This is a genomic window from Novosphingobium aquiterrae (genome assembly GCF_042434435.1).
GTDB lineage: Bacteria > Pseudomonadota > Alphaproteobacteria > Sphingomonadales > Sphingomonadaceae > Novosphingobium > Novosphingobium aquiterrae.
In genome coordinates this window covers 191,702-210,596 of the sequence record NZ_JBHLTL010000006.1, presented here as the reverse complement: position 1 = coordinate 210,596, position 18,895 = coordinate 191,702, and the positions used below count along the sequence as shown (strand labels likewise).

Annotated in this window: 16 protein-coding genes; 5 read left to right on the top strand and 11 right to left on the bottom strand. The window is 65.9% G+C overall.

The features are described 5' to 3' along the window. Positions 1-63: 63 nt before the first annotated feature. Positions 64-1,164, bottom strand: coding sequence for an inositol-3-phosphate synthase (locus ACFFF7_RS10795; RefSeq protein WP_379481360.1), 1,101 nt, complete (start codon positions 1,162-1,164; stop codon positions 64-66). A gap of 269 nt (positions 1,165-1,433) precedes the next feature. Between ACFFF7_RS10795 and ACFFF7_RS10790 the strand changes: the two genes are divergently transcribed. Both ACFFF7_RS10790 and ACFFF7_RS10785 read left to right on the top strand, forming a co-directional pair. Beyond that, positions 1,434-2,294: a CDP-alcohol phosphatidyltransferase family protein gene (locus ACFFF7_RS10790; protein WP_379481359.1), complete on the top strand. Its 861-nt coding sequence runs from the start codon at positions 1,434-1,436 to the stop codon at positions 2,292-2,294. Between the two features lies 1 nt (position 2,295). After that, entirely contained in the window at positions 2,296-3,513 is a 1,218-nt protein-coding gene (locus ACFFF7_RS10785; RefSeq protein WP_379481358.1) for a M20 metallopeptidase family protein, read from the top strand. On the opposite strand, the gene ACFFF7_RS10780 is transcribed toward ACFFF7_RS10785, so the two are convergent. From ACFFF7_RS10780 to ACFFF7_RS10760, 5 genes are all read right to left on the bottom strand, one after another. Continuing rightward, positions 3,510-6,248, bottom strand: coding sequence for a M10 family metallopeptidase C-terminal domain-containing protein (locus tag ACFFF7_RS10780; RefSeq protein WP_379481357.1), 2,739 nt, complete (start codon positions 6,246-6,248; stop codon positions 3,510-3,512). The two genes, ACFFF7_RS10785 and ACFFF7_RS10780, sit on opposite strands and share 4 nt — an antisense overlap. A 125-nt stretch (positions 6,249-6,373) precedes the next feature. After that, the gene (locus ACFFF7_RS10775; RefSeq protein ID WP_379481356.1) at positions 6,374-7,234 is read right to left on the bottom strand and encodes an FkbM family methyltransferase; all 861 of its coding nucleotides are present in this window, start codon (positions 7,232-7,234) and stop codon (positions 6,374-6,376) included. A 55-nt stretch (positions 7,235-7,289) separates the two neighbouring features. After that, a complete protein-coding gene (locus ACFFF7_RS10770; RefSeq protein WP_379481355.1) occupies positions 7,290-8,336 on the bottom strand; it encodes a capsular polysaccharide export protein, LipB/KpsS family in 1,047 nt (348 codons plus the stop codon). Next, a complete protein-coding gene (locus tag ACFFF7_RS10765; protein ID WP_379481354.1) occupies positions 8,333-9,442 on the bottom strand; it encodes a polysaccharide biosynthesis/export family protein in 1,110 nt (369 codons plus the stop codon). Before ACFFF7_RS10765 ends, ACFFF7_RS10770 begins: the two co-directional genes overlap by 4 nt. Continuing rightward, on the bottom strand, positions 9,439-10,755 hold the full coding sequence (locus ACFFF7_RS10760) for a glycosyltransferase family 4 protein (protein WP_379481353.1): 1,317 nt from the start codon (positions 10,753-10,755) through the stop codon (positions 9,439-9,441). Before ACFFF7_RS10760 ends, ACFFF7_RS10765 begins: the two co-directional genes overlap by 4 nt. 93 nt (positions 10,756-10,848) lie before the next feature. Here ACFFF7_RS10760 and ACFFF7_RS10755 point away from each other — a divergent pair, with 93 nt between their 5' ends. After that, complete coding sequence (locus ACFFF7_RS10755; RefSeq protein ID WP_379481352.1) at positions 10,849-11,502, top strand: ABC transporter ATP-binding protein; 654 nt, start codon at positions 10,849-10,851, stop codon at positions 11,500-11,502. A gap of 130 nt (positions 11,503-11,632) precedes the next feature. On the opposite strand, the gene ACFFF7_RS10750 is transcribed toward ACFFF7_RS10755, so the two are convergent. From ACFFF7_RS10750 to kdsA, 5 genes are read right to left on the bottom strand one after another with little or no spacing between them, the layout of a single operon-like run. Continuing rightward, on the bottom strand, positions 11,633-12,883 hold the full coding sequence (locus ACFFF7_RS10750) for a KpsE/RkpR family capsule polysaccharide export protein (RefSeq protein WP_379481351.1): 1,251 nt from the start codon (positions 12,881-12,883) through the stop codon (positions 11,633-11,635). Positions 12,884-12,887: 4 nt separating this feature from the next. Continuing rightward, entirely contained in the window at positions 12,888-13,682 is a 795-nt protein-coding gene (locus tag ACFFF7_RS10745) for an ABC transporter permease (RefSeq protein WP_379481350.1), read from the bottom strand. Next, positions 13,682-14,830 (bottom strand): glycosyltransferase family 4 protein, encoded by a 1,149-nt coding sequence (locus tag ACFFF7_RS10740; RefSeq protein WP_379481349.1) that lies wholly within the window; start codon positions 14,828-14,830, stop codon positions 13,682-13,684. The genes ACFFF7_RS10745 and ACFFF7_RS10740 overlap by 1 nt, the downstream gene beginning before the upstream one ends. Before the next feature lie 13 nt (positions 14,831-14,843). Beyond that, complete coding sequence (locus ACFFF7_RS10735; protein ID WP_379481348.1) at positions 14,844-16,031, bottom strand: capsular polysaccharide export protein, LipB/KpsS family; 1,188 nt, start codon at positions 16,029-16,031, stop codon at positions 14,844-14,846. A 16-nt stretch (positions 16,032-16,047) separates the two neighbouring features. Further along, positions 16,048-16,905: a 3-deoxy-8-phosphooctulonate synthase gene (gene kdsA, locus ACFFF7_RS10730; RefSeq protein ID WP_379481347.1), complete on the bottom strand. Its 858-nt coding sequence runs from the start codon at positions 16,903-16,905 to the stop codon at positions 16,048-16,050. Positions 16,906-17,141: 236 nt separating this feature from the next. On the opposite strand from kdsA, the gene ACFFF7_RS10725 reads away from it, so the two are divergent. Beyond that, the gene (locus tag ACFFF7_RS10725) at positions 17,142-18,071 is read left to right on the top strand and encodes a KpsF/GutQ family sugar-phosphate isomerase (RefSeq protein ID WP_379481346.1); all 930 of its coding nucleotides are present in this window, start codon (positions 17,142-17,144) and stop codon (positions 18,069-18,071) included. A gap of 9 nt (positions 18,072-18,080) precedes the next feature. After that, positions 18,081-18,860 carry a 3-deoxy-manno-octulosonate cytidylyltransferase gene (locus tag ACFFF7_RS10720; RefSeq protein WP_379481345.1) on the top strand — a complete coding sequence of 260 codons (780 nt, stop codon included), beginning with the start codon at positions 18,081-18,083 and terminating at the stop codon, positions 18,858-18,860. The last annotated feature ends 35 nt before the right edge of the window (positions 18,861-18,895 follow it).

Sequence of the window (18,895 nt, the reverse complement as noted above, 5' to 3'; positions counted from 1 at the left end):
CTGGTCCCGATACGGAAACGGCGCCGGTTCCCCGGCGCCGTCCCTTTGTTCGCGGAGCGAAGCCTATTCGGCCGCAAGCGGCGTTTCGGCAACGTATTCCTCAACCATCTGGGCGGCGAGGTCATCGACGAACTGCTGCGGCGGATGCTTGCAGAAGTAGGCCGACGGGCCGATCAGGGCCCCGCCTTCACCGCGTTCCAACGCCACCTTGCAGCAGCGGATCGCGTCCATCACGCATGCGGCCGAATTGGGGCTGTCTTCGACCGAAAGGCGCAGTTCCAGGTTCATCGGGACATTGCCCCACTGATTGCCCTCAAGTCGCAGGAAGCACAGCTTGTTGTCCTTCTGCCAGGGAACATAGTCCGACGGACCGACGTGGATGTTCTCATCCTCAAGCCGCTGGGCCAGCATCGCCTGGACGGCTTCGGTCTTCGATTCCTTCTTCGAACCCAGACGCTGACGGTCGAGCATGTTCATGAAATCGGTGTTGCCGCCGGTGTTGAGCTGGTAGGTCCGCTCGATCGTCACGCCGCGGGCAGCGAACAGGCTGGACAGCACGCGGTGGACGATCGTGGCACCGACCTGGGCCTTGATGTCGTCACCCACGATCGGGATCCCGGCATCGCGGAAGCGCGCTTCCCATTCGGGGCGGCTGGCGATGAACACCGGCATGCAGTTGACCACGGCCACGCCGGCTTCGAGCGCGCATTCCATGTAGAATTCGGTGGCATCCTGCGATCCGACCGGCAGGAAGTTCAGCAGCACTTCGGTGCCGGTGTCCTTCAAGGCCGCGACGATGCTGTCGTGGGTTGCTTCGGCGGCATCGGAGACGATGAAGCCCTTGTCACCGACAGTGGTCATGTGCGGCGCGACGCCGTCCAATACCTTGCCCATGATCACCTTGGCACCGGTCTGCGGGACCTGCGGCATGAATACGGTGGTGTTGTTCGGCGCGGCGAAGATGGCATCGGCGATATCCTTGCCAACCTTGCGCGCATCGACGTCGATGCCCAGCACGAAGTCGACATCACCGGCGCCATAGCCACCGATCTTGTCGTGGATCAGGCCTTCTGAAGAGTTGTTCTGGCGGTAAAAGGCAACGCCCTGGACCAGCGAGCTTGCGCAGTTGCCAACGCCAATCATGGCGACCTTGATGGGCTTCATGTGCGATTCTATCCCTTAGCGTGAGGCGACGCGTGCGATTTTGTTACGTTTCCGCGTCATTGTGGCGCAGTCCAAAGCAACTGCGTGGCCGAACGTCAAGCCGAATGGCGATTCTCTGCTGAAACTGCGGTGAATCGGTGACACCTCTATCACCTTGCAGCATTGCTTGCACGGTTAATGACGCTATGCGAACCCGATCGGGTGCAAGTGACGGGGTTTTGACAGTGGATTCGGCATCTCTCGCCGCGCAGGGCGCGCCCAAACGGCCAATGCGTCCACGCGAACTGCAGGATCCGCTCAACTACTATCTCTATCACCCGCTGGCCTGGCAGCTGGCCCGTCTGTTTGCCCGCACGCCGCTGACCCCGAACATGGTGTCGGTTATCGGGGCATTCACCGTGATCGTGGCCGCGGCCGCCTATGCCCAGCCGTACTATCCGTGGAGCGCGGCACTGGGCATGGCGCTGCACATGACCTGGCACGTGGTCGACGGCGCCGACGGCGATCTGGCCCGGCTGACCGGCCGTGCCAGCCCGATCGGCGAAATGGTCGACGGACTGTGCGATTACCTGAGCCACGTGGTGCTTTATCTGGTGCTGGGCTGGCTGCTGGCCGGCCAGGGGCTGCTGCCCTCTGCCGGCTTGAGCTATGCGCTGATGCTGTTCGCGGGGGTTAGCCACGCCGTGCAGTCGAACCATGTCGAGGTACAGCGCCGCCAGTACCAGTACTGGGTCTATGGCACCCCCTGGCTGCGCGCGAGCCATGACGGCGAAGGATCGGCGACCAGGCGAAGCTGGGGGGGCAGGCTGGTTTCAGCCTACCTCGCCGTCGCCAGCGGCATGACCCCCCATGCCTTGCGGATCGACGCGGCGGTCGCGGCGGCACACGGCGATCCGGCGCGGCTCGAAGCGATTGCGTCCGCGGTCCGCGCCGAAGCGCCGCCACTGCTGCGACTGTGCAAGGTCCTTGGCCCGAACCCGCGGGCGATCGTGCTGGGCCTGTCGATGCTGGCGGGCAGCCCGCTATGGTATTTCCTCTACCAGTCGCTCGTGCTCAACCTCCTGCTTGCGGTGTCGGTCGCAATGCACAATGCTGCCGCCCGGCGGATCGCCGCCCGCATCGGAGCATGACATGCTGCACGAATCGCTGATCGAACAGGCCCGCGCCCTGCAGGACGAGATGACCGCCCTGCGCCGCGCGATCCATGCCGAGCCCGAGCTGGGCCTGCACACCCCGCTGACCCGCGACAAGATCCGCGCCGCGCTCGCCGACTTGCCGCTGACCTGGCGCGAGGGCGGGTCGACCACCGGCCTGGTCGCCACCCTGCAGGGCGGCGCGGGCCCGGGGCGCAGCGTGCTGCTTCGCGGTGACATGGACGCGCTGCCCATGCCTGAGGAAACCGGGCTGGACTTTGCCTCGACCATTCCCGGGACGATGCACGCTTGCGGCCACGATGCCCATGTCGCGATGCTGGCCGGGGCGGTGCGTCTGCTGTGCGATCGCCGCGATTCGCTGAAAGGTGAAGTGCGCTTCATGTTTCAGCCGGGCGAGGAAGGCTATCACGGCGCGCGCTACATGATTGACGACGGGCTGATCGGCGGCGGTGCGGATGGCACGCCGCTGCCCGATGCGGCCTTTGCCCTGCACGTCATGCCCAATGCCCGTCACGGCCAGATCGCCGGACGCGCCGGGCCGCTGATGGCGGCGGCGGACAAGTTCGACGTGATCGTGAAGGGCCGCGGCGGGCACGCTTCGATGCCGCATTTCTCCGCCGATCCGCTGCCGGTCGCGGCGGAAATCGTCCTGGCGCTGCAAAGCGCTGTGACCCGTCAGTTCGATGCCCACGATCCGGTGGTCTGCACCGTATCGAAGATTGCCGGCGGCACGGCGCACAACGTCATTCCCGATACGGTCAGCCTGCTCGGCACGCTGCGCTCGCTCTCCCCGCGCCACCGCGCCGCGCTGCATGCCATGGTCGAACGGGTGGCGACGGGGATTGCCCAGGCCCACGGGATGCAGGCCGAAACCACGATCACCGAAGGCTTTCCGGTAACGGTGTGCGATCCGCGCGCGGCGGCGCTGGGCGCGGAGACCACCGCGGCACTGTTCGGTGACGGGGTGTGGCACGCACTGGCCCGGCCGATCATGGGGGCGGAGGATTTCAGCTATGTGCTGGAAAAGGTCCCCGGCGCGATGTTCTTCCTGGGCGTTGCCGCCGAAGGATCGGACTGGAACCTGTGCGAAGGAATCCATTCGACCCGCATGGTGCTCGACGAAGCCGCCCTGCCGCGCGGGGCTGCGCTCCTTGCCGGGCTGGCCGAACGCTTCCTTGCCGCCGGGTTTGCTTAACCGAAGAGGAAATCGCCGGCGGTCAGGGCGGTATATTGAACGCCGAGCAGGATGATCAGGTTGCCGCCGCCCAGATCGAGCGCGCAATCGCCGTCGACCTGGCGAAAATGGCTGAGCGTGGTTGCGAAGTCGGCATAGGATCCGATCAGCCGGATCTTGTCTTCCCCATGATGGAAGTCGCCAATCACGTCCTGGCCGACCACGCCGTCGAAGACGAAGGTGTCGTTGCCGAACGGCCCGCCGAGCAGATCGCCGAACAGCACGTCGTTGCCGCCCTTGCCGTTGAGCGTGTCGTTGCCGCCGTTGCCCAGCAGCCAGTTGTTGCTGGCCGATCCGGTCAGCACGTTGTCGCTCTCGTTCCCCGCGGCAAACGGCGTGGTGCCAAGCAGCACGCAGTTATCGACCTGGTACCACAGGTAATACCCTGCGCCCTGGATATCGGCGTAAACCGTATCGATGCCTTCACCGACCCCTTCGTAGATGATGTCGTCGGGGGTATCGACGTAGTAGGTGTCGTTACCCGCGGCGCCGTTCAGAATGTCATAGTCACCAAGGCCCGAAGCGGCGAAAAGCGTGTCGTCGCCATTGCCGCCGTAGAAGATGTCGGTAGCGAAGTCGGCCCCCCCGGTCAGGCTGTCGTTGCCGTCCTCGCCGTACAGCGCGTCGGTGGCATTGCCGCCAACAAGCACGTCGTTGCCGATCCCCCCGATCAGGTAATCGACCCCGTCGCCGCCACTTAGCGTATCGACCCCGCTTTCGCCGTAAAGCACATCGTTGCCCGCGCCACCGCTGATCGTGTCGTCGCCGGCCCCGCCGAGCAGCAGGTTGTCGCCCTCGTTCCCGGTGATGGTGTTGGCGAGATCGTTGCCGACCCCGAAAATCCCGCCGGCACCCCCGGCCAGAGTCAGGGTCTCGAGATTCTGGTAGAGGTAGAAGTTGCTGCTGGTCGTGACGCTGTCGATACCTTCGCCGGGGTTTTCGAAGATCACGTCACCCTGAGCGTTGACCTGATAGCTGTCATTGCCGGTGCCGCCGATCAGGGTGTCGAGCCCGGCCCCGCCGATCAGGGTATCGTCGCCGGCCCCGCCATCGAGCAGCGATCCGACCAGCACGGTTCCGGCCGCGGTCCGCGTCGTCACCGCCGAGACGTTGAGGTCATAGGTTCCGGCATCGCTGCCGAAGGTGGTGACGCGGACGTAGATCCGCTGATTGCCTTGCGCGACGTTGAGCGAGAGATAGCTGTCGAGTACGTTGGCGCTGCCCACGTCGAGTGCGTTCGAATCGTCGCTCCTGCCCAGCTCGATCGCGCCCGCGCTGTAGACGGTGACCAGCGCATCGATGCCGAAGGTGTTGTCGATATCGATCAGGATGGTGCCGGCGCTGCTCAGAAAGAAGCTGTACCAGTCCTCGCCGCCGCTGTTAAAGCCGTGGACCGTCACGCTTGACTGGCCGCCGCTCGCCTGGATCGCGGGATCGCCGGTATGCGCGGAAAAATGGTAATCGAGATCGATTGCGGCCTGCAGCGTCGTGGCCATGCCGGCCGGCTTGTTCAGGTCGAGCGCGTCGCGCACCACGCTGGCCCCAGCGAAGGCGGTAAGGGTATCGTTGCCCGACCCGCCGCGCGCGTTTTCGATCCCGATAAGGGTATCCGCCCCGTCGCCGCTTGCCGTCCCGGCGGCCAGATTGATGACCAGGTTGGCGCTCACCCCGGAATAGTCGACCGTGTCGAAACCGGCGCCGCCAGTGATGACATTGGCCGCGCCATTGCCATGGAACCAGTCGTCTCCGTTGCCCCCGGTGGCGTTCTCGATCGTGACGCCGTTGGCGATGGTGAAGCCGCCAAGCACCCCGGTGATGCGCGAGACGTAGCCACCGCCGCCAGGCGCGTTGAGCAGCGTCGCGGCGCGCAGGTCGATGATGCTGTCGAGCCCGGTCGCGCCTGCCTGGATCGTGTCGCTGCCGCCAGCATCCCACAGGCACAGCCACGCGGTACCGGTGACGTTGGCCTGGGGCAGGACATAGGTGCTGGTCCCGGCATTGGTGGCATTGTTCGCGCCGTAGATGCGCTGGATTGCGGCGATATCGAAGGCTCCCGGCCCGGCCTGGCTGCCGAAGGACTGGTTGGGCGACGCGCCAACCTGCCAATAGGCATCGAGATCGGACATCACCGTAAAGATGCCCTGGTTGAGGGTGTTGTCGCCATATTCGTAAGGCGAGGTTACCCCCGGAAACGACAGCGCAGCCGGGTTTGTGGCGGGGTCGTTATAGGGGCCGAGCAGGCCGAGGCCGCGACCGATGCCATGAAGATAGGCGGCAAAGCCGCTGCCTCCTTTTCCAGTGCTGCCTGCAAGGAAGATGCCCGTGTCGATGTTGTATGCGCCCAGCGCGGTGCCGACCATCGGCAGGTCGTGCTGGCTTTGCAGCGACGGGTCGAGCGAGCCGAAGCTTTCGATCCAATCGTAATTGGCCGTGCTCTGGGTGCCGTTATAGGGACCCGCCGCCTCCTGAAACACGACGTTGGCCACCGCTGCCCAGCTTTGCAGCGCCAGGTTGAAGCCGGCCCGGCGGCCTTCGTTGGCCCACAGCGTCCCGCCATTGAGTCCGGTATCTCCGGCCGCGCCCTGCAGGACATAGGTGATGACTGTGCCCGGCACATATCCGACCGGCGAAAGCAGGCTGTCGACATAGACGTTGCCGGTGGGTTCGACCGTCTGGATTTCCGAAGCGAGGGCCACTGCGCATCTCCCGGGGGGGTAAAATCACTGCAAGTATTGCGGCCCGCGAGTCGGCTTTTGCCTGTCTTGCTTTCAGGATGCGCGCGCATCCCCCTGATGGCAATGCACAAAGTCAGCTAACCGTATCACTTCGAAACACGTCGCTTGCGCGGCGTCGTTTCACGCCGGAACACCAGCATGTGATCGACCCATTGCGGCCCGTTAAGCAGCGCTTCGCGGCTGATGGGGACGATCCCTTCTTGTGCCTGGATGATTTCGAGCGAGAAGCCGTGTTTCATGATCTCGTCGAGGAAGCCACCCGGATCCTTTAGTCGCCCGACCGTGAATTCCATGAACACGGTCAGCCGCTTTTGCCGGGCCAGCAGCCGGGTCATCCCCTGCCAGACCATCGGTTCAAAGCCTTCGACATCCATCTTGATGAAATCGAGCCGGCGCGCGTGGGTTATTGCATCGAGCCGCTTGATCAGCACGTCGCCGCGCTTGGCTTCGACCGTGCGGCCGCCGCCGGGCTGGTGCGTGCTGGCGTCCATCACGGCGCGGCCGGCCTGCGAACCCAGCCCGATCTCGTGAAAGTCGACGAAGCCGTCGAAGCCGTTGACTTCGATGCTCTTGCGCACCAGCCGGGCCATCGACGGGTTGGGTTCGAAGGACAGAACCCGGCCTTGCGCGCCGGTCAGATCGGCCATCAGCAAGGTAAAGTAGCCCTGATTGGCACCAATGTCGGCAACCACGCTGCCTCGCCGGACGCAGCGCATCATCGCCTTGGTCACCCACAGTTCCCAGAACCCTTCGAGCATCAGGTGGCTGGCAATGCCGATATCGCGGGTGTCGACATACATCTTGTAGCGCCCCAGCACCCGGCACAGCGCCTGCTGATCGCCCATGTAGGCGACCTGGGTCAGGGCCCGGATCTCCGCCTCGGCCTCGTTGCTCGGACGGTCGAGAATGCGCCAGATATCGTAGATCGGATGCGTCGCGTAAGTCATTCCCCGGTGGATCCCCTCAAGCCCCTGACGGCGCGCTTTGCATGGAACAGGCGTCTCATTTGCGCAAGTATGCCCCAAGCCGGCGTGCCGCGTCGGCGATCAGGCGCCACGGCCGCGATGGCAGGTGCGCCGGTCCGCTCGCTTCAAGCCAGTCAAGCAGGTCCTCGGCCTCGCAGCGCCGTTCCAGATCCGGACGAAAGTAATGGGGGTACGCAAGCAAGGCACCGGCAACGAGCTGCGCCAGGGACAGCCGGCGGGTCCGGCGCGGCACCGGGTTGCGGTCTAGGGTCAGCCCCCAGCCGGCAAAGAAGGGTTGACCGTGCACGGTGACCGGAAGGCTGCGCAGCAAGGCTTCGAACCCACCCAGAGAGGTCAGCACGTGGACCGCGTCGGCACAGGCAAACAGATCGGCCAGCCCGGCGTCTTCGATCACGCGATCGGCCTCGGGCGGAACGCGCAAGCCGCTGCGCAGCCCGGCCACGACGTCTGGATGGGGCTTGAACAGCAATAGGGCATCGGGCTCGGCCGCGCGTGCGGCCGCAACCATGCCGGCAACGGTCTGACCGCCCCCACCGCGCAGGACCGACAGGTCATCATCGACCTGGCCGAGCACCAGGACAACCCTTTGCCCTTTGGGCAGGTCGGGTGCCTTCCCGGCCAGGTTGTATTTGGTGATGGCCCCGGCGCGAAGCCTTGCGATCAGGGCTTCGGCGCGGGCCAGTTCGTCAACGGTAAAGTCGCGCGATTGCAGCAGGTCTTCCAGATCGCTGGGAGCGCTGGCATCATAATGCGGGCGCTGACTGTCAAGCACCAGCGAGCAAGGCTGAACCAGCGCCGCGCCCAACCCGGCCGAGCGGATGAAGCCATCCTCGATCGACCAGACCGCCACGCCTTCCTTGGCGGCACGTTCATCGAGTCCGGCCGGCCTGCGCGATTCCCAGACTGCCACGGCGCCTTGGTTGGCCTGGGCCAGCCTTACTGCCAGGCGCGCCGTACGGGCGACCGGCGGTCCATGGCGATTGACGAAGATCGCGCGCAGCCGGCGGCGCTTCCACGGAGTAATCCCGGCAAGGCAGCCGATTCCCTCGATCGGGGCGGTCACCGGGTCAGGACGACGCCAGTGACCACCGGCGAGGACAGCGCACTGACCAGCCGCAGGAACTTGTCGAGCTGATTCGACCGCGCATTGGCGATCAGCATCACGTCGCGCGGACGCATGGCGAACTGCTGCGCGGCGAAGTAGGCTGCGGGATCGAGCAGGTCGAGCCGGTATATCACCGGCTGGCGTATCCGCTGGCCGTCACGATCCCGCCATTCATAGCGGAAGATGAAGACCCCGCGGGCGTCGGCCCGTTCATCCAGCGGGCCGCCGGCGCGGGCGATCGCCTCGCTCAGCGTCATTGTTGCGCCGTCGAACGGCACTTCGGACACCTTCTGCGCCGCGCCCAGCACGGTCAGCGTACGCGGGGTGCGGAGCAATTCGATCCGGTCGCCCGGGGCCACGATCACGTTTTCGGCGCCATTGGGCCCGATCGCATCGAGCCGCGCTTCGCTGACGAAGCGTCCGCGCGCCAGCCGCACCACGGTATCGGCCTTGCGCGCGGTCGGCCCGCCCGACAGCGCGACCAGATCGAGCAGGCGTTCGTGGTCTGAGGTCAGCCCGACCCGCCCCGGTTTGGCCACGTCGCCGCCGATCAGCGCAGAACGGCCCGGTCCAGGTTCGGCCACGGCCATGACCTGGACGTACTGGCTCTTGCCGCGCAGCCGCTGCTCGATCGCGCGGCTGACCTGGTCGCTCGACAGGCCGTTGACATAGATCGTCCCGGCATAGGGAAAGCGGATCTGGCCACTATCGGGCACAGTCAAGGCAGGGAAGGTCCGCGCGGTGCCGTTGGGCAGGGCGCCGGCGCTGTCGGTGCCGGCCCCGGCATTGCCGAACAGCGAATAGCCGACTTCGTAGACGGTGATCGCCAGCCGGTCGCCCGGGGTGATCCGGTCGTTGGCGCCCGATCCATCGGTAATGGTCCACGGCGCCAGCGCCTCGGCATCGGCAGCTTCGCCCGACAGCGTGGCCGGAGTCACGGCGACAACCTCGACCTCGCCCGACTTAAGGCCCGAGACGACCTGATTGGCGGTCGGCGCCGAACTGGGCAGTGCGGCGCAGCCCGCAACCAGCGCCAGAGCGGAGAGGGCAAGGATGCGCCTCATCGCGCCAGCACCTGGTCGTACATGCCGCGCAAGGCCTGCTGGTATCGGTCCATGGTAAAGTTCTGCGCCCTTGCCTTGCCCTGGGCAGAGAGGTTTGCGCGAAGCGCGCCGTCGCCGTCAAGCGCGCGCAGCGCCGCGGCGATATCGGGCACGCTGTAGGGATCGACCTTCAGCGCCGCGTCACCAACCACTTCAGGCAGCGAGGAGGTCGTGCTGGTGATCACCGGGGTGCCGAGCATCATCGCCTCGAGCGCAGGCAGGCCGAAGCCTTCGTAAAGCGATGGGAAGGCAACCGCCTTGGCCCCGCGCACCAGTCGCATCAGCAGGTTGCGCGGCAGGTAGTCGATCCGCCGGATATTCTTAAACATGGCTTTGAACGGCTGAATCTCATCCTTCTGAAGCAGACGCAGTTCAACATCGCTGCCCCATGCGCGGGTCCCGACGATGACCAGCGGTGTGTTGGTCGACAGCGAGAGATAGGCCTCGATCAGGCGGGCGACGTTTTTCTTCGGCTCAACCGCGCCAAAGAACATGAAATAGCCTTTGTAGGGGAGGTTGAAGATCGAGCGGACAGATGTTTCGACATCCTCCTCGCTGGTTTCGAGCACCGACTTGGGCAAACGGACTGCCTGGAATGTGTTGGTGATCTTGCCCGCGGCGCGTGGGAAAGCCGTGGCGATGTCCTGCAGGCTGGCATCGGAGACGGTGCAGATATGATCGCCCTTGGCGACGCAGGCGCGCATCAGTTTGTAATACAGGCGTTTGTTGTCGAGGCTCGCGAAGGGCAGCCGCAGCGGCACCAGATCGTGCAGGGTGTAGATGTTCTTCGCGCCGACCAGCCTGATCGGTAGCGGATAGGTCCAATGCATGATCGCCGGGGGATTAGGCACCCGCACATGCATGAACAGTCCGTAACGCCGGAAATGGCGGTGGGCCATCTCGAACAGCCCGGGTGACGTGAACAGCCGGTCGAAGCTGGGCAGGCGATAGGCGAACTGTTCGGTAACGACGCTGCCAGTTCCGGGCGACGGCAGTTCACGCGCCAGCTTCGGCCGGACGAGCAACGACAGCTCGCGCAGCCCCTTCCATTGCCAGCGCTTGACCCCGGTCGCCTCTTCGCCGCCCAGCGCCTCGTAGAACACGATCTCGCGCAGCTTAGGCGAATAGGGAGCGCGCAGGCCATAAAGACCGTCGACCTTGAGCCCCATGCCCTGCGCTGCCAAGGCCAGGTTGTAGCCATAGGTCGCCACCCCGGTGCCGCGTGGCAGCGCCAGATTGAATCCGTCGATCATGATCCGCTGCCTGTCAGCCACGTATCCTGCCTGCTCCCGATAGCCCTGCCGCCGACCGTTGGACGATAAGGGGTTGGCTTGGCAAGCGAACTTGGCGTGCCTAAAGCCTTGGGCATGATCGTTCTTGACGGCGTGTCGAAAAATTACCGCACCCGGACCGGCCGGCGCACCGTGCTGAGCAATGTCAACCTGACGTTGCAGCGGGGCCAGGCGCTGGGCATCTGCGGCCACAACGGCGCCGGCAAATCGACGCTGATGCGCCTGATCGCCGGGGTCGAGCAGCCCAGCAGCGGGACGATCCGGCGCGACATGACGGTATCCTGGCCGATCGGCTATGCCAGCGCATTCCAGGCCAGCCTGACCGGGGCCGACAACGTCCGCTTCATCGCCCGCATCTATGGCAAGTCGATCCCGCAGACACTGGCTTTCGTCGACGACTTTGCGGAGCTGGGATCCTATCTGGCCATGCCGATCCGGACCTATTCGGCGGGGATGATGGCGCGGCTGGCCTTTGCCGCCAGCCTGGCGGTCCACTTCGACTGCTATCTGGTCGACGAGATCACCGCCGCGGGCGATCAGCGCTTTCGCGAACGCTGCCATGATGCACTGCTCGAACGGCGGCGCAACGGCACCCTGGTGATGATCAGCCACGATCCCGCGACACTGCGCCTGTATTGCGATAGCGGCGCAGTGGTGCGCGACCACCGCTTCATTCCGTTTTCGACCATCGACGCGGCGATAACCGACCACTTCGGGGAAGGATTTTAGACCTGTTCCAGCGCGGCTGAAACAGAGCAACACCGGCCCGCTCCCCCTGCCCGACCACCCATAGGGTACCATGAACGGGTGGTCGGGCAGGGGGAGCGGGCCGGTGTTGCTTCCGCGTTAGCGGACAAACCTAATCCGCCTGATGCTCCCTGATCCCGGCGAGGATCAGCCAGCCGATCGCGAAGGCCACCGACAGGCCGACGAACAGCGCGAAAGCGGTGCGCCAGGGCCGCGGCCTGACCGGCTTTTCGGGCAGGCCGGGCTTTACCACCGCAACGAAGAACAGCCGCTGCTTGTCGGCCTGGGCGCGGGCGCTGTCCAATGCGGCGCGCGCCGATTCGTACCGCTTGGCGGCGAAGTCCTGGCGCAGCTTGAGCTGCTCGAAGGCATTGAGCTGCTGGGCAACGGACTTGCTCGGGCCGGTGGTTCCGCTCTTGAGGGCAGAGACCTGCGCCTCCAGCGCGGCGACGCGGCTGGCCTGTACCTGCACTTGCGGCGCCCCCGCCGAGAGAAAGCCGGACATACTGGCCAGGCTGGCCTTTTCGCGTGCCAGCTGGCCCTGCAACGCCAGCAGCTGGCTGCTTTCGCCTTCAACCTGTCGCGCCGGATCGAGCGCGCCAGAAACATTGCGGAAACTGGTCAGCGCTCCCTGGATCGCCAGCAGGTCGGCCTGCGCCGCGTCCATGTCCTTCTGTGCCAGATTGATCCCGGCTTCGACCGCGCGGCTGTTGAAGACGTTGACCTGTCCCTCGCCCAGATCGATCAGCGCCCTGGCCAGGCGCTGCGCATCACCGGGCGAAAAGGCCCGAACCGCCAGTGTGGTCACGCCCTTGTCCTTGTCATAGTCGACATCGACCTTGCCGCGATAATAGTCGAGCAAGGTCTCCGCCCGCGGCTGGTCAAAGCGCAGCCGCGACAGCAGATCGGCGTCAGGGCGGTTGAAGAGGCGGACCACATCGATCCCACGTGCCTTCAGCGCGGCTATCGCATCGGGCGACAACAGATAGTCCTTGACCACTGCCGCCTCGCGCGCGGCATTGCCTGCCGTCTGGGTGCCGCCGATCAGATCGGCCAGTCCGCCCGGCGTTGGCCGATCTGCCTCGATCCCGCGAATCACATATTCGGCGCGTGACTGGTATTGCGGGCTGGCAAAGAGCAGCAGCCACAGCAGGGTCAGCACCGCCGGGACGACGACCAGCGCCAGGTAGGCCGGGCCACGCCAGCTGCGTGGCGTAGCCGCTTCCGGTGCCACATAAGCGGTATAGGCAGGCTGGTCGGGTTCGGGCGCCGCCGCTGCACGCGCCGGCGCCGCATCGTCGTCGAGTTCGACGCCGTAGGGCAGGCAGGGGTGATCGAGCGCAGGGCGAAGGGGCTGGGTCATGATGTCAGGTCAGTTCTAACCGCGGGCGCAGCATCCTCAACCCCGCAAGTCCGATCAGCGTCAGAAATCCGCAAACCGCAACGGGATAGGCCAGCCCGGCCCACGAATCGTCATAGCCTTCGAACAAGCCGGTGCGCAGCAATTCGAAGATCGGCACGGTCGGCACCCATTGCAGCACCGCGCGAAACGATTCGGGCAGCCAGACCATCGCGAAGAACGCCCCCGACAACGGCATCGACAGATAGAGCAGCGGGTGGATAAGACGGCCCGAAACCGGGCTTTCATGGGCCAGCGCGGTGACGATCATCGAGCAGGCGAAGGAGAACCAGCCCATCAGGCCCACCGCCGCCACGACCAGCAGCGGGTCGGCCGGCAGATCGGCAAAGCCGCCGATCCACGCCGCGAACAGCAGCAGCGCCAGCACCAGCACCGTGCTGCACACCTCGAGCACGGCGCGCGCCGCCAGCATGTCGAAGATCGTCACGCGGCGGTGGTTGAGCAGCGGGCGGTTGGCCTCGAGCAGGGTCTCGGCGCGGCTGACCGTCGAGCGGAACATGATGAACAGCGCATAGCCGGCAAAGGCAAAGGGGATCGAGCGTACCCCGCCTGAAAGGGGCAGGTGTTGCTGCGAATGGAGCGCCCCAACGGCTACTGCAAGCAGCAGCGGTTCGGCGAACAGCCACAGGTAGCCGATATTCTCGCGCCCGAAGCGGGTGTGCAGCTCGCGCAGGATCAGCGCCCCGATCACGGCGGACTGGATGCCGGCAGACGTCCGGGTATCGGTAGCCCTGCTGCCCATCAGTCAAGCCGCTCCAGCAGTTCGTCCAGCCGCCCGAAGTGGTCCGGCCAGCGCGGCGGCGACCAGGCCGCCAGCCGGGCCAGCTGGGCCGCGCGCCCGGCGGACTGCGGCGCGACGTAGTCCAGCACTGCCCCGATCCAGCCCGGACCGTCAAGCGGATCAAGGTACAGCGGTACGTCGCCCGCGGTTTCGCGGTAGACCGGCAAGTCCGATGCGATCACCGGAGTGCCGCAGGCCAGCGCCTCGTTAACCGGCATGCCGAAGCCTTCGGCGAAGCTGGGCATCAGCAGCGCCCGCGCCCCGCGCACCAGGGCGGATAGCGCCGCGTCGCCCAGCGCATTGTGTTCGATCACCAGCGGGGCCAGACCGCGGCCGCGTTCGAGCAGGTCGACGATGTTCTCGTTCTCCCACCCGCGCCGGCCGACGATCACCAGCCGCGGCGCGTCCGCGCCCAGCTGGTCGGCCAGCCGCCGCCAGACGTGCAGCAGCAGCAGGTGGTTCTTGCGCGGCTCGATCGTGCCGACCGCGATGAAATAGGGGCCGTCCGGAACCGCTGCCGGAGACGGTAGGGGCAGGGGGTCCAGACCGATCGGCGCCACCTGGCACAGCCCCTGCCCCGCGCTGAAGCGGTGGAGCGCATCACGCGTGGCAGCCGAGTTGACTACAAAGGCATCGGCCACGGCCAAGCCATTGCGCAGCCGCTCTTCATGCCGCGCCGCGCCGCCGGTGCGGGCATATTCGGGATAGTCGCTGGGGATCGTATCGTGCAGGAACAGCACCAGCCGGCCCGCTGCGCCGCGCCGCTCTTCCAGCCAGGCGCGGCGGTGCCAGTTCTGGTGCGAGGGAATCACAGTGATTGCCTGTCCCGTGCGCGCTGGGCGCTGGGTGGCGGCAACCAGCCGGGCAATCGCTGCGGCCCCGCCATCCCCGCCGGACGTGGCCCAGCCCGCCTCCATCGCAGCAAGAAAGGTGTCCAGCGCACCCGGCGGAATCGCTCGCGCGCCCAACGGTCCCATCCGCGCCACGAATTGCGCTTCGCGCTGTGTCTGGCCCAGGAAATGCCGCGCGTAGGCCCGCTCCACCCGGTCGATCCCGCTGGGCGTCGGAAAGCGCGCGCGCCACAGCAGCCGGCTAAGGTCAAGGGTCACGCCGCGGGTCATCTCACTCCCTGCCAAGGCGCTGGGCCGCTTCAGCCGCAAGCCGCGCCAGCGCATCCTTGCCATGGAACCCGGCATTGACCAGGCATTCCTGCCACAAGGCGCCAGCAAAGATCGCAAAATCATCCGGCGCCACCGGCTGCGGCGCGGTCCAGAATGGAGCCAGCGGGCCTGCTGTTGCCAGACCCGGCATGGCGTACAGCGCCTGCCCCAGCACATGCACCGCCCGGCCCTGGCGCAGCGCCAGCCCGCCGACGGTGCTGTTGACCGTGACCACACCCCGGCACTGTGCGAGCAACGCATCCAGGTCGGCAAATTCGACGAAGTGCACGCGGCAGGACAGCCCGGCCTCGGCGGCCAGTACGCCGATTCGCCGGCGCCAGCGACGCGGATCGGGGTCAAAGGGATGGCGCTTGACCAGCAGGTGCAGGTCATCGGGTGCATGACTGGCAAAGCTGGCGAATACCGCGGACACGGCCTGCTCCATTGCGGCGAAGGGCGAACGGTAGACCAGCTGTGCATCGCCATCGAGTTGCAGCGGGAAGAGGAAGAAGGGCCGGTTGCCCAAATCTGCCAGAGCCTGCCCACTGGCATCATACTCACGCGAACGGCGCAGATAGCGCCGCAGCCAGGCGAGCATTTCGTTGACCGCAGAAAGCTGCCGATGGCTGCGATAGCGGGGAAACGCCGGCATCAGCAGCACTGTCCAGATCCAATACATGACTGCTTCGCGCCAGCGCCGGATAAAGCGGTTCTCGATCCCGGCCTCGACAAAGACCGTGTTGGCGGCCAGGACCTGGCACGCAGCCAGCGATGTCGGCGGCTCCCACGGCTGTCCGCCCCGCCAGCGCTCGATCGTGACACTGTTCGGGCGCAGATAGCCTTCTTCGAAGACGTGCACGTCGATTCCCGACTGCTGCGCCGCGTCGATCGCCTGGCGGTGGAGCGGCCGCCGGTCGCCCAGCAGGACCAGATCGGTTACCTGTTCTTGCCCGATGCGGTGGCGTAGCCACGTGCCGAAATCGGACGTGCCGCCGCGATAGGCGGTGCCGCGGAAATGCCAGTCTGCCAGATCGCCACCGGTGAAGTTGATGCGCGACGTTCTGTGGCCCTGGGTTTCAAGCCGCCGGGCGATGCAGCGAAAGGCCGGGCCGGGCAAGCCCTGCAGGAAAAGGAAATGACGCGTCTGCATGTTCGATTCGCGCGCGTCAGCAGTCCATTTTCGCGCGGGCAGTGCCGGCAGCGGCGTGGACGATCAGCAGGCTCTCAAGCAGCGCCTCAAGCCGGTCGAGCGGCCAGGCGGTCGCCGCATCGGACAGGGCATTGGCGGGATCGGGGTGCGTTTCGATGAACAGGCCATCGACGCCCACCGCCACGGCAGCGCGCGCCAGCGCCGGAATCAGGTCGCGCTTTCCGCCCGAGGCATTGCCGGCTGCGGCCGGCTGCTGCGCCGAATGGCCGGCATCGAAAATCACCGGGCAGCCGAACTGGCGCATGACCGCCAGCCCGCGCATGTCGACGACCAGATCGCGATAACCAAAACTGGTACCGCGTTCGCACAGCCACAGCCTGTCGCCGATCGGAACATCCTGCGGCAGCACGGCCTGGGCCTTGGCGACGACGTGGGCCATGTCTTCCGGGGCCATGAACTGGCCTTTCTTGACATTGACCGTGCGACCCGTGCTCACCGCGGCCTGGATCAGGTCGGTCTGACGGGCAAGAAATGCCGGGATCTGCAGCACGTCGGCCACTTCGGCGGCCGGCGCCGCCTGCGCCGTCTCGTGAATGTCGGTCAGAACATCCAGCCCGGTTTCACGGCGCACCTTGGCCAGGATGGCCAGCCCTTCATCGATCCCCGGTCCGCGCGGCGACGTTGCGGCAGTGCGGTTGGCCTTGTCGAACGAGGATTTGTAGATCACGCGCAGGCCGAGACGCCTGGCGATACCGGCCAGCGCCGCGGCCACGCCCAGCGCATGGCTTTCGCTTTCAATCACACAGGGACCTGCGACAATCAGCATGGCTGCGGCCCTGTCTGTCGTGAATCCGGCCCGCGGCCCGTGGTACAACCCCCGATTCCCATAGGTGCCTCAATGGTCTGCCAAACGCGCGGTGTAAACGGTCGGAATTGAACCGGGGCGGGCTTTGGGCTAGTCCCCGGGACCGGTCGCGCCATTCCAGCAAGAAGAAGCTGCGCGGTTCTGGAGGTTCGGAGGGCGTGTTGGTGTCTGCAAGCCATGGTCAAAACCGTCTTGGTGTCGCTGCACCATGCGCCGATGGCGACGAATTGCATGCAGCCCTGCGCGTGTTCGATTCGGCTGTGGACAGCCTTGTCGCGCTGCGCGATTCGCTTGGCGCAGAGCTATTGATCGTGGCGCGCCACCTGGCCGAATGCAAAGGCCGCATCGTCTTCACCGGCATGGGCAAGTCAGGCATCGCCGCGCGCAAGATGGCAGCGACCTTTGCTTCGCTGGGCAAGCCGGCCCTGTTCCTCCACGCCGCCGACGCGGCCCATGGCGATCTGGGCAAGATGTGCGGCGGTGATGTGCTGGTGGCAATCTCGGTTTCCGGGGAAACCCGGTCGATCCTGCCGCTCCTGCACTATGCCCGGGACAGCGGAATCCTCTCGGTGGCAATGACTGCGCGCCTGGACAGCAGCCTGGCACGGCAGGCTGACTACGTGTTGGAACTGCCGGTCGGCCATGAAGGCGGTCCGATTGCCTCGGTCCCGATGGCCTCTACCGTCGCCACGATCACGCTGGGCGATGCCCTGGCCGCGCTGGTTGCGAACCGCAACAGCTTCAGCGCCAGCGATCTGGCTGTGCTCCATCCGGGCGGACGGATCGGTCAGAAGCTGCGCCCCGTGCGTCTGCTGATGCACGCCGGAGCACGGCTGCCGCTGGTCGCCAGCGATGCGCCAGGCTCTGTTGTTGTCGACGAAATCACCAGCAAGGGGTTTGGCATAACGGGCGTTGTCGATGCGGCGAGCGGGGAATTGATCGGCGTCGTTTCGGACGGCGATCTGCGCCGTAATCTTGCCCGGATCGGCACGGTGGATGCTACCACGCTGATGAACCCGCATCCGGTCACGCTGCTGCCGCATGAAACGGCTGACCACGCACTCGACCTGGCCCGAGCGCACAGGATTACCGCGATTTTCGTGACCGATCCTGCCAGTGCCGCACCGGTCGGGCTGGTCGACCTGCAGGATCTGCTGCGCGTCAGCATCGACTAGGCGGCAGCCATGCCTGCCGTGCTGCCGCTTGTCATAATTCCGGCGCGCTTCGGTTCGGTCCGCTATCCGGGCAAGCCGCTCATCAATCTGACCGCACGCGACGGGACGACTCGATCGCTGATTGAATGGACTTGGCGCGCGGGCGTGGCGGCCGTGGGCACCGAACGCGCCGTTATCGCCACCGATGACCAACGCATTGCCGACGCAGCCCAGGCTTTTGGTGCGCGCTGGGTCATGACCGACCCCGCGCTGCGCAACGGGACCGAGCGCTGCGCCGCCGCGCTCGACGCACTGCGCGCCTCGGCCGACGTGGTGATCAACCTGCAGGGTGACAGCCCATTGGTGCCCGTCGCGCATCTGACGGCACTGCTTGCCCGTTTTGCCGACCCGGCCGTCAGCGTCGCCACCCCTTATGTCGCTTGTGACGCAGCGATGATGGCGTGGATTGGCGCGGAGCAGGCGGCTGGCCGGATCGGCGGAACCTGCGTGGTTTGCCGCGGCGACGGCACCGCAGCCTATTTCAGCAAGCGCGCGATTCCGTTCGGCGCCACTGTGGACGAGCCGCTCAAGCTGCACTTGGGTGTCTATGCCTATCGCCCGGCCGCAATGGCAGCATATGCTGAATTGCCCCCATCACCGCTTGAACGTGCCGAAGGGCTGGAACAGCTGCGTTTCATCGAGGCCGGCTGGCCGGTCCACATGGTTGAAGTGGAACGACCCAGGGGCGGCATCTGGGAGGTCAACAATCCCGACGACGTAGCGCTCGTCAATCCTCTTTTGCCATGTTGAGAAAGTGGCGCACCCGACAGGATTGACCTCCGCTT

Excerpts from the sequence above, each read along its gene's own strand:
- ACFFF7_RS10795 (WP_379481360.1), bottom strand. The coding sequence starts at position 1,164 with ATGAAGCCCATCAAGGTCGCCATGATTGGCGTTGGCAACTGCGCAAGC.
- ACFFF7_RS10790 (WP_379481359.1), top strand. The coding sequence starts at position 1,434 with ATGCGTCCACGCGAACTGCAGGATCCGCTCAACTACTATCTCTATCAC.
- ACFFF7_RS10785 (WP_379481358.1), top strand. The coding sequence starts at position 2,296 with ATGCTGCACGAATCGCTGATCGAACAGGCCCGCGCCCTGCAGGACGAG.
- ACFFF7_RS10775 (WP_379481356.1), bottom strand. The coding sequence starts at position 7,234 with ATGACTTACGCGACGCATCCGATCTACGATATCTGGCGCATTCTCGAC.
- ACFFF7_RS10765 (WP_379481354.1), bottom strand. The coding sequence starts at position 9,442 with ATGAGGCGCATCCTTGCCCTCTCCGCTCTGGCGCTGGTTGCGGGCTGC.
- ACFFF7_RS10755 (WP_379481352.1), top strand. The coding sequence starts at position 10,849 with ATGATCGTTCTTGACGGCGTGTCGAAAAATTACCGCACCCGGACCGGC.
- ACFFF7_RS10750 (WP_379481351.1), bottom strand. The coding sequence starts at position 12,883 with ATGACCCAGCCCCTTCGCCCTGCGCTCGATCACCCCTGCCTGCCCTAC.
- ACFFF7_RS10745 (WP_379481350.1), bottom strand. The coding sequence starts at position 13,682 with ATGGGCAGCAGGGCTACCGATACCCGGACGTCTGCCGGCATCCAGTCC.
- ACFFF7_RS10735 (WP_379481348.1), bottom strand. The coding sequence starts at position 16,031 with ATGCAGACGCGTCATTTCCTTTTCCTGCAGGGCTTGCCCGGCCCGGCC.
- ACFFF7_RS10720 (WP_379481345.1), top strand. The coding sequence starts at position 18,081 with ATGCCTGCCGTGCTGCCGCTTGTCATAATTCCGGCGCGCTTCGGTTCG.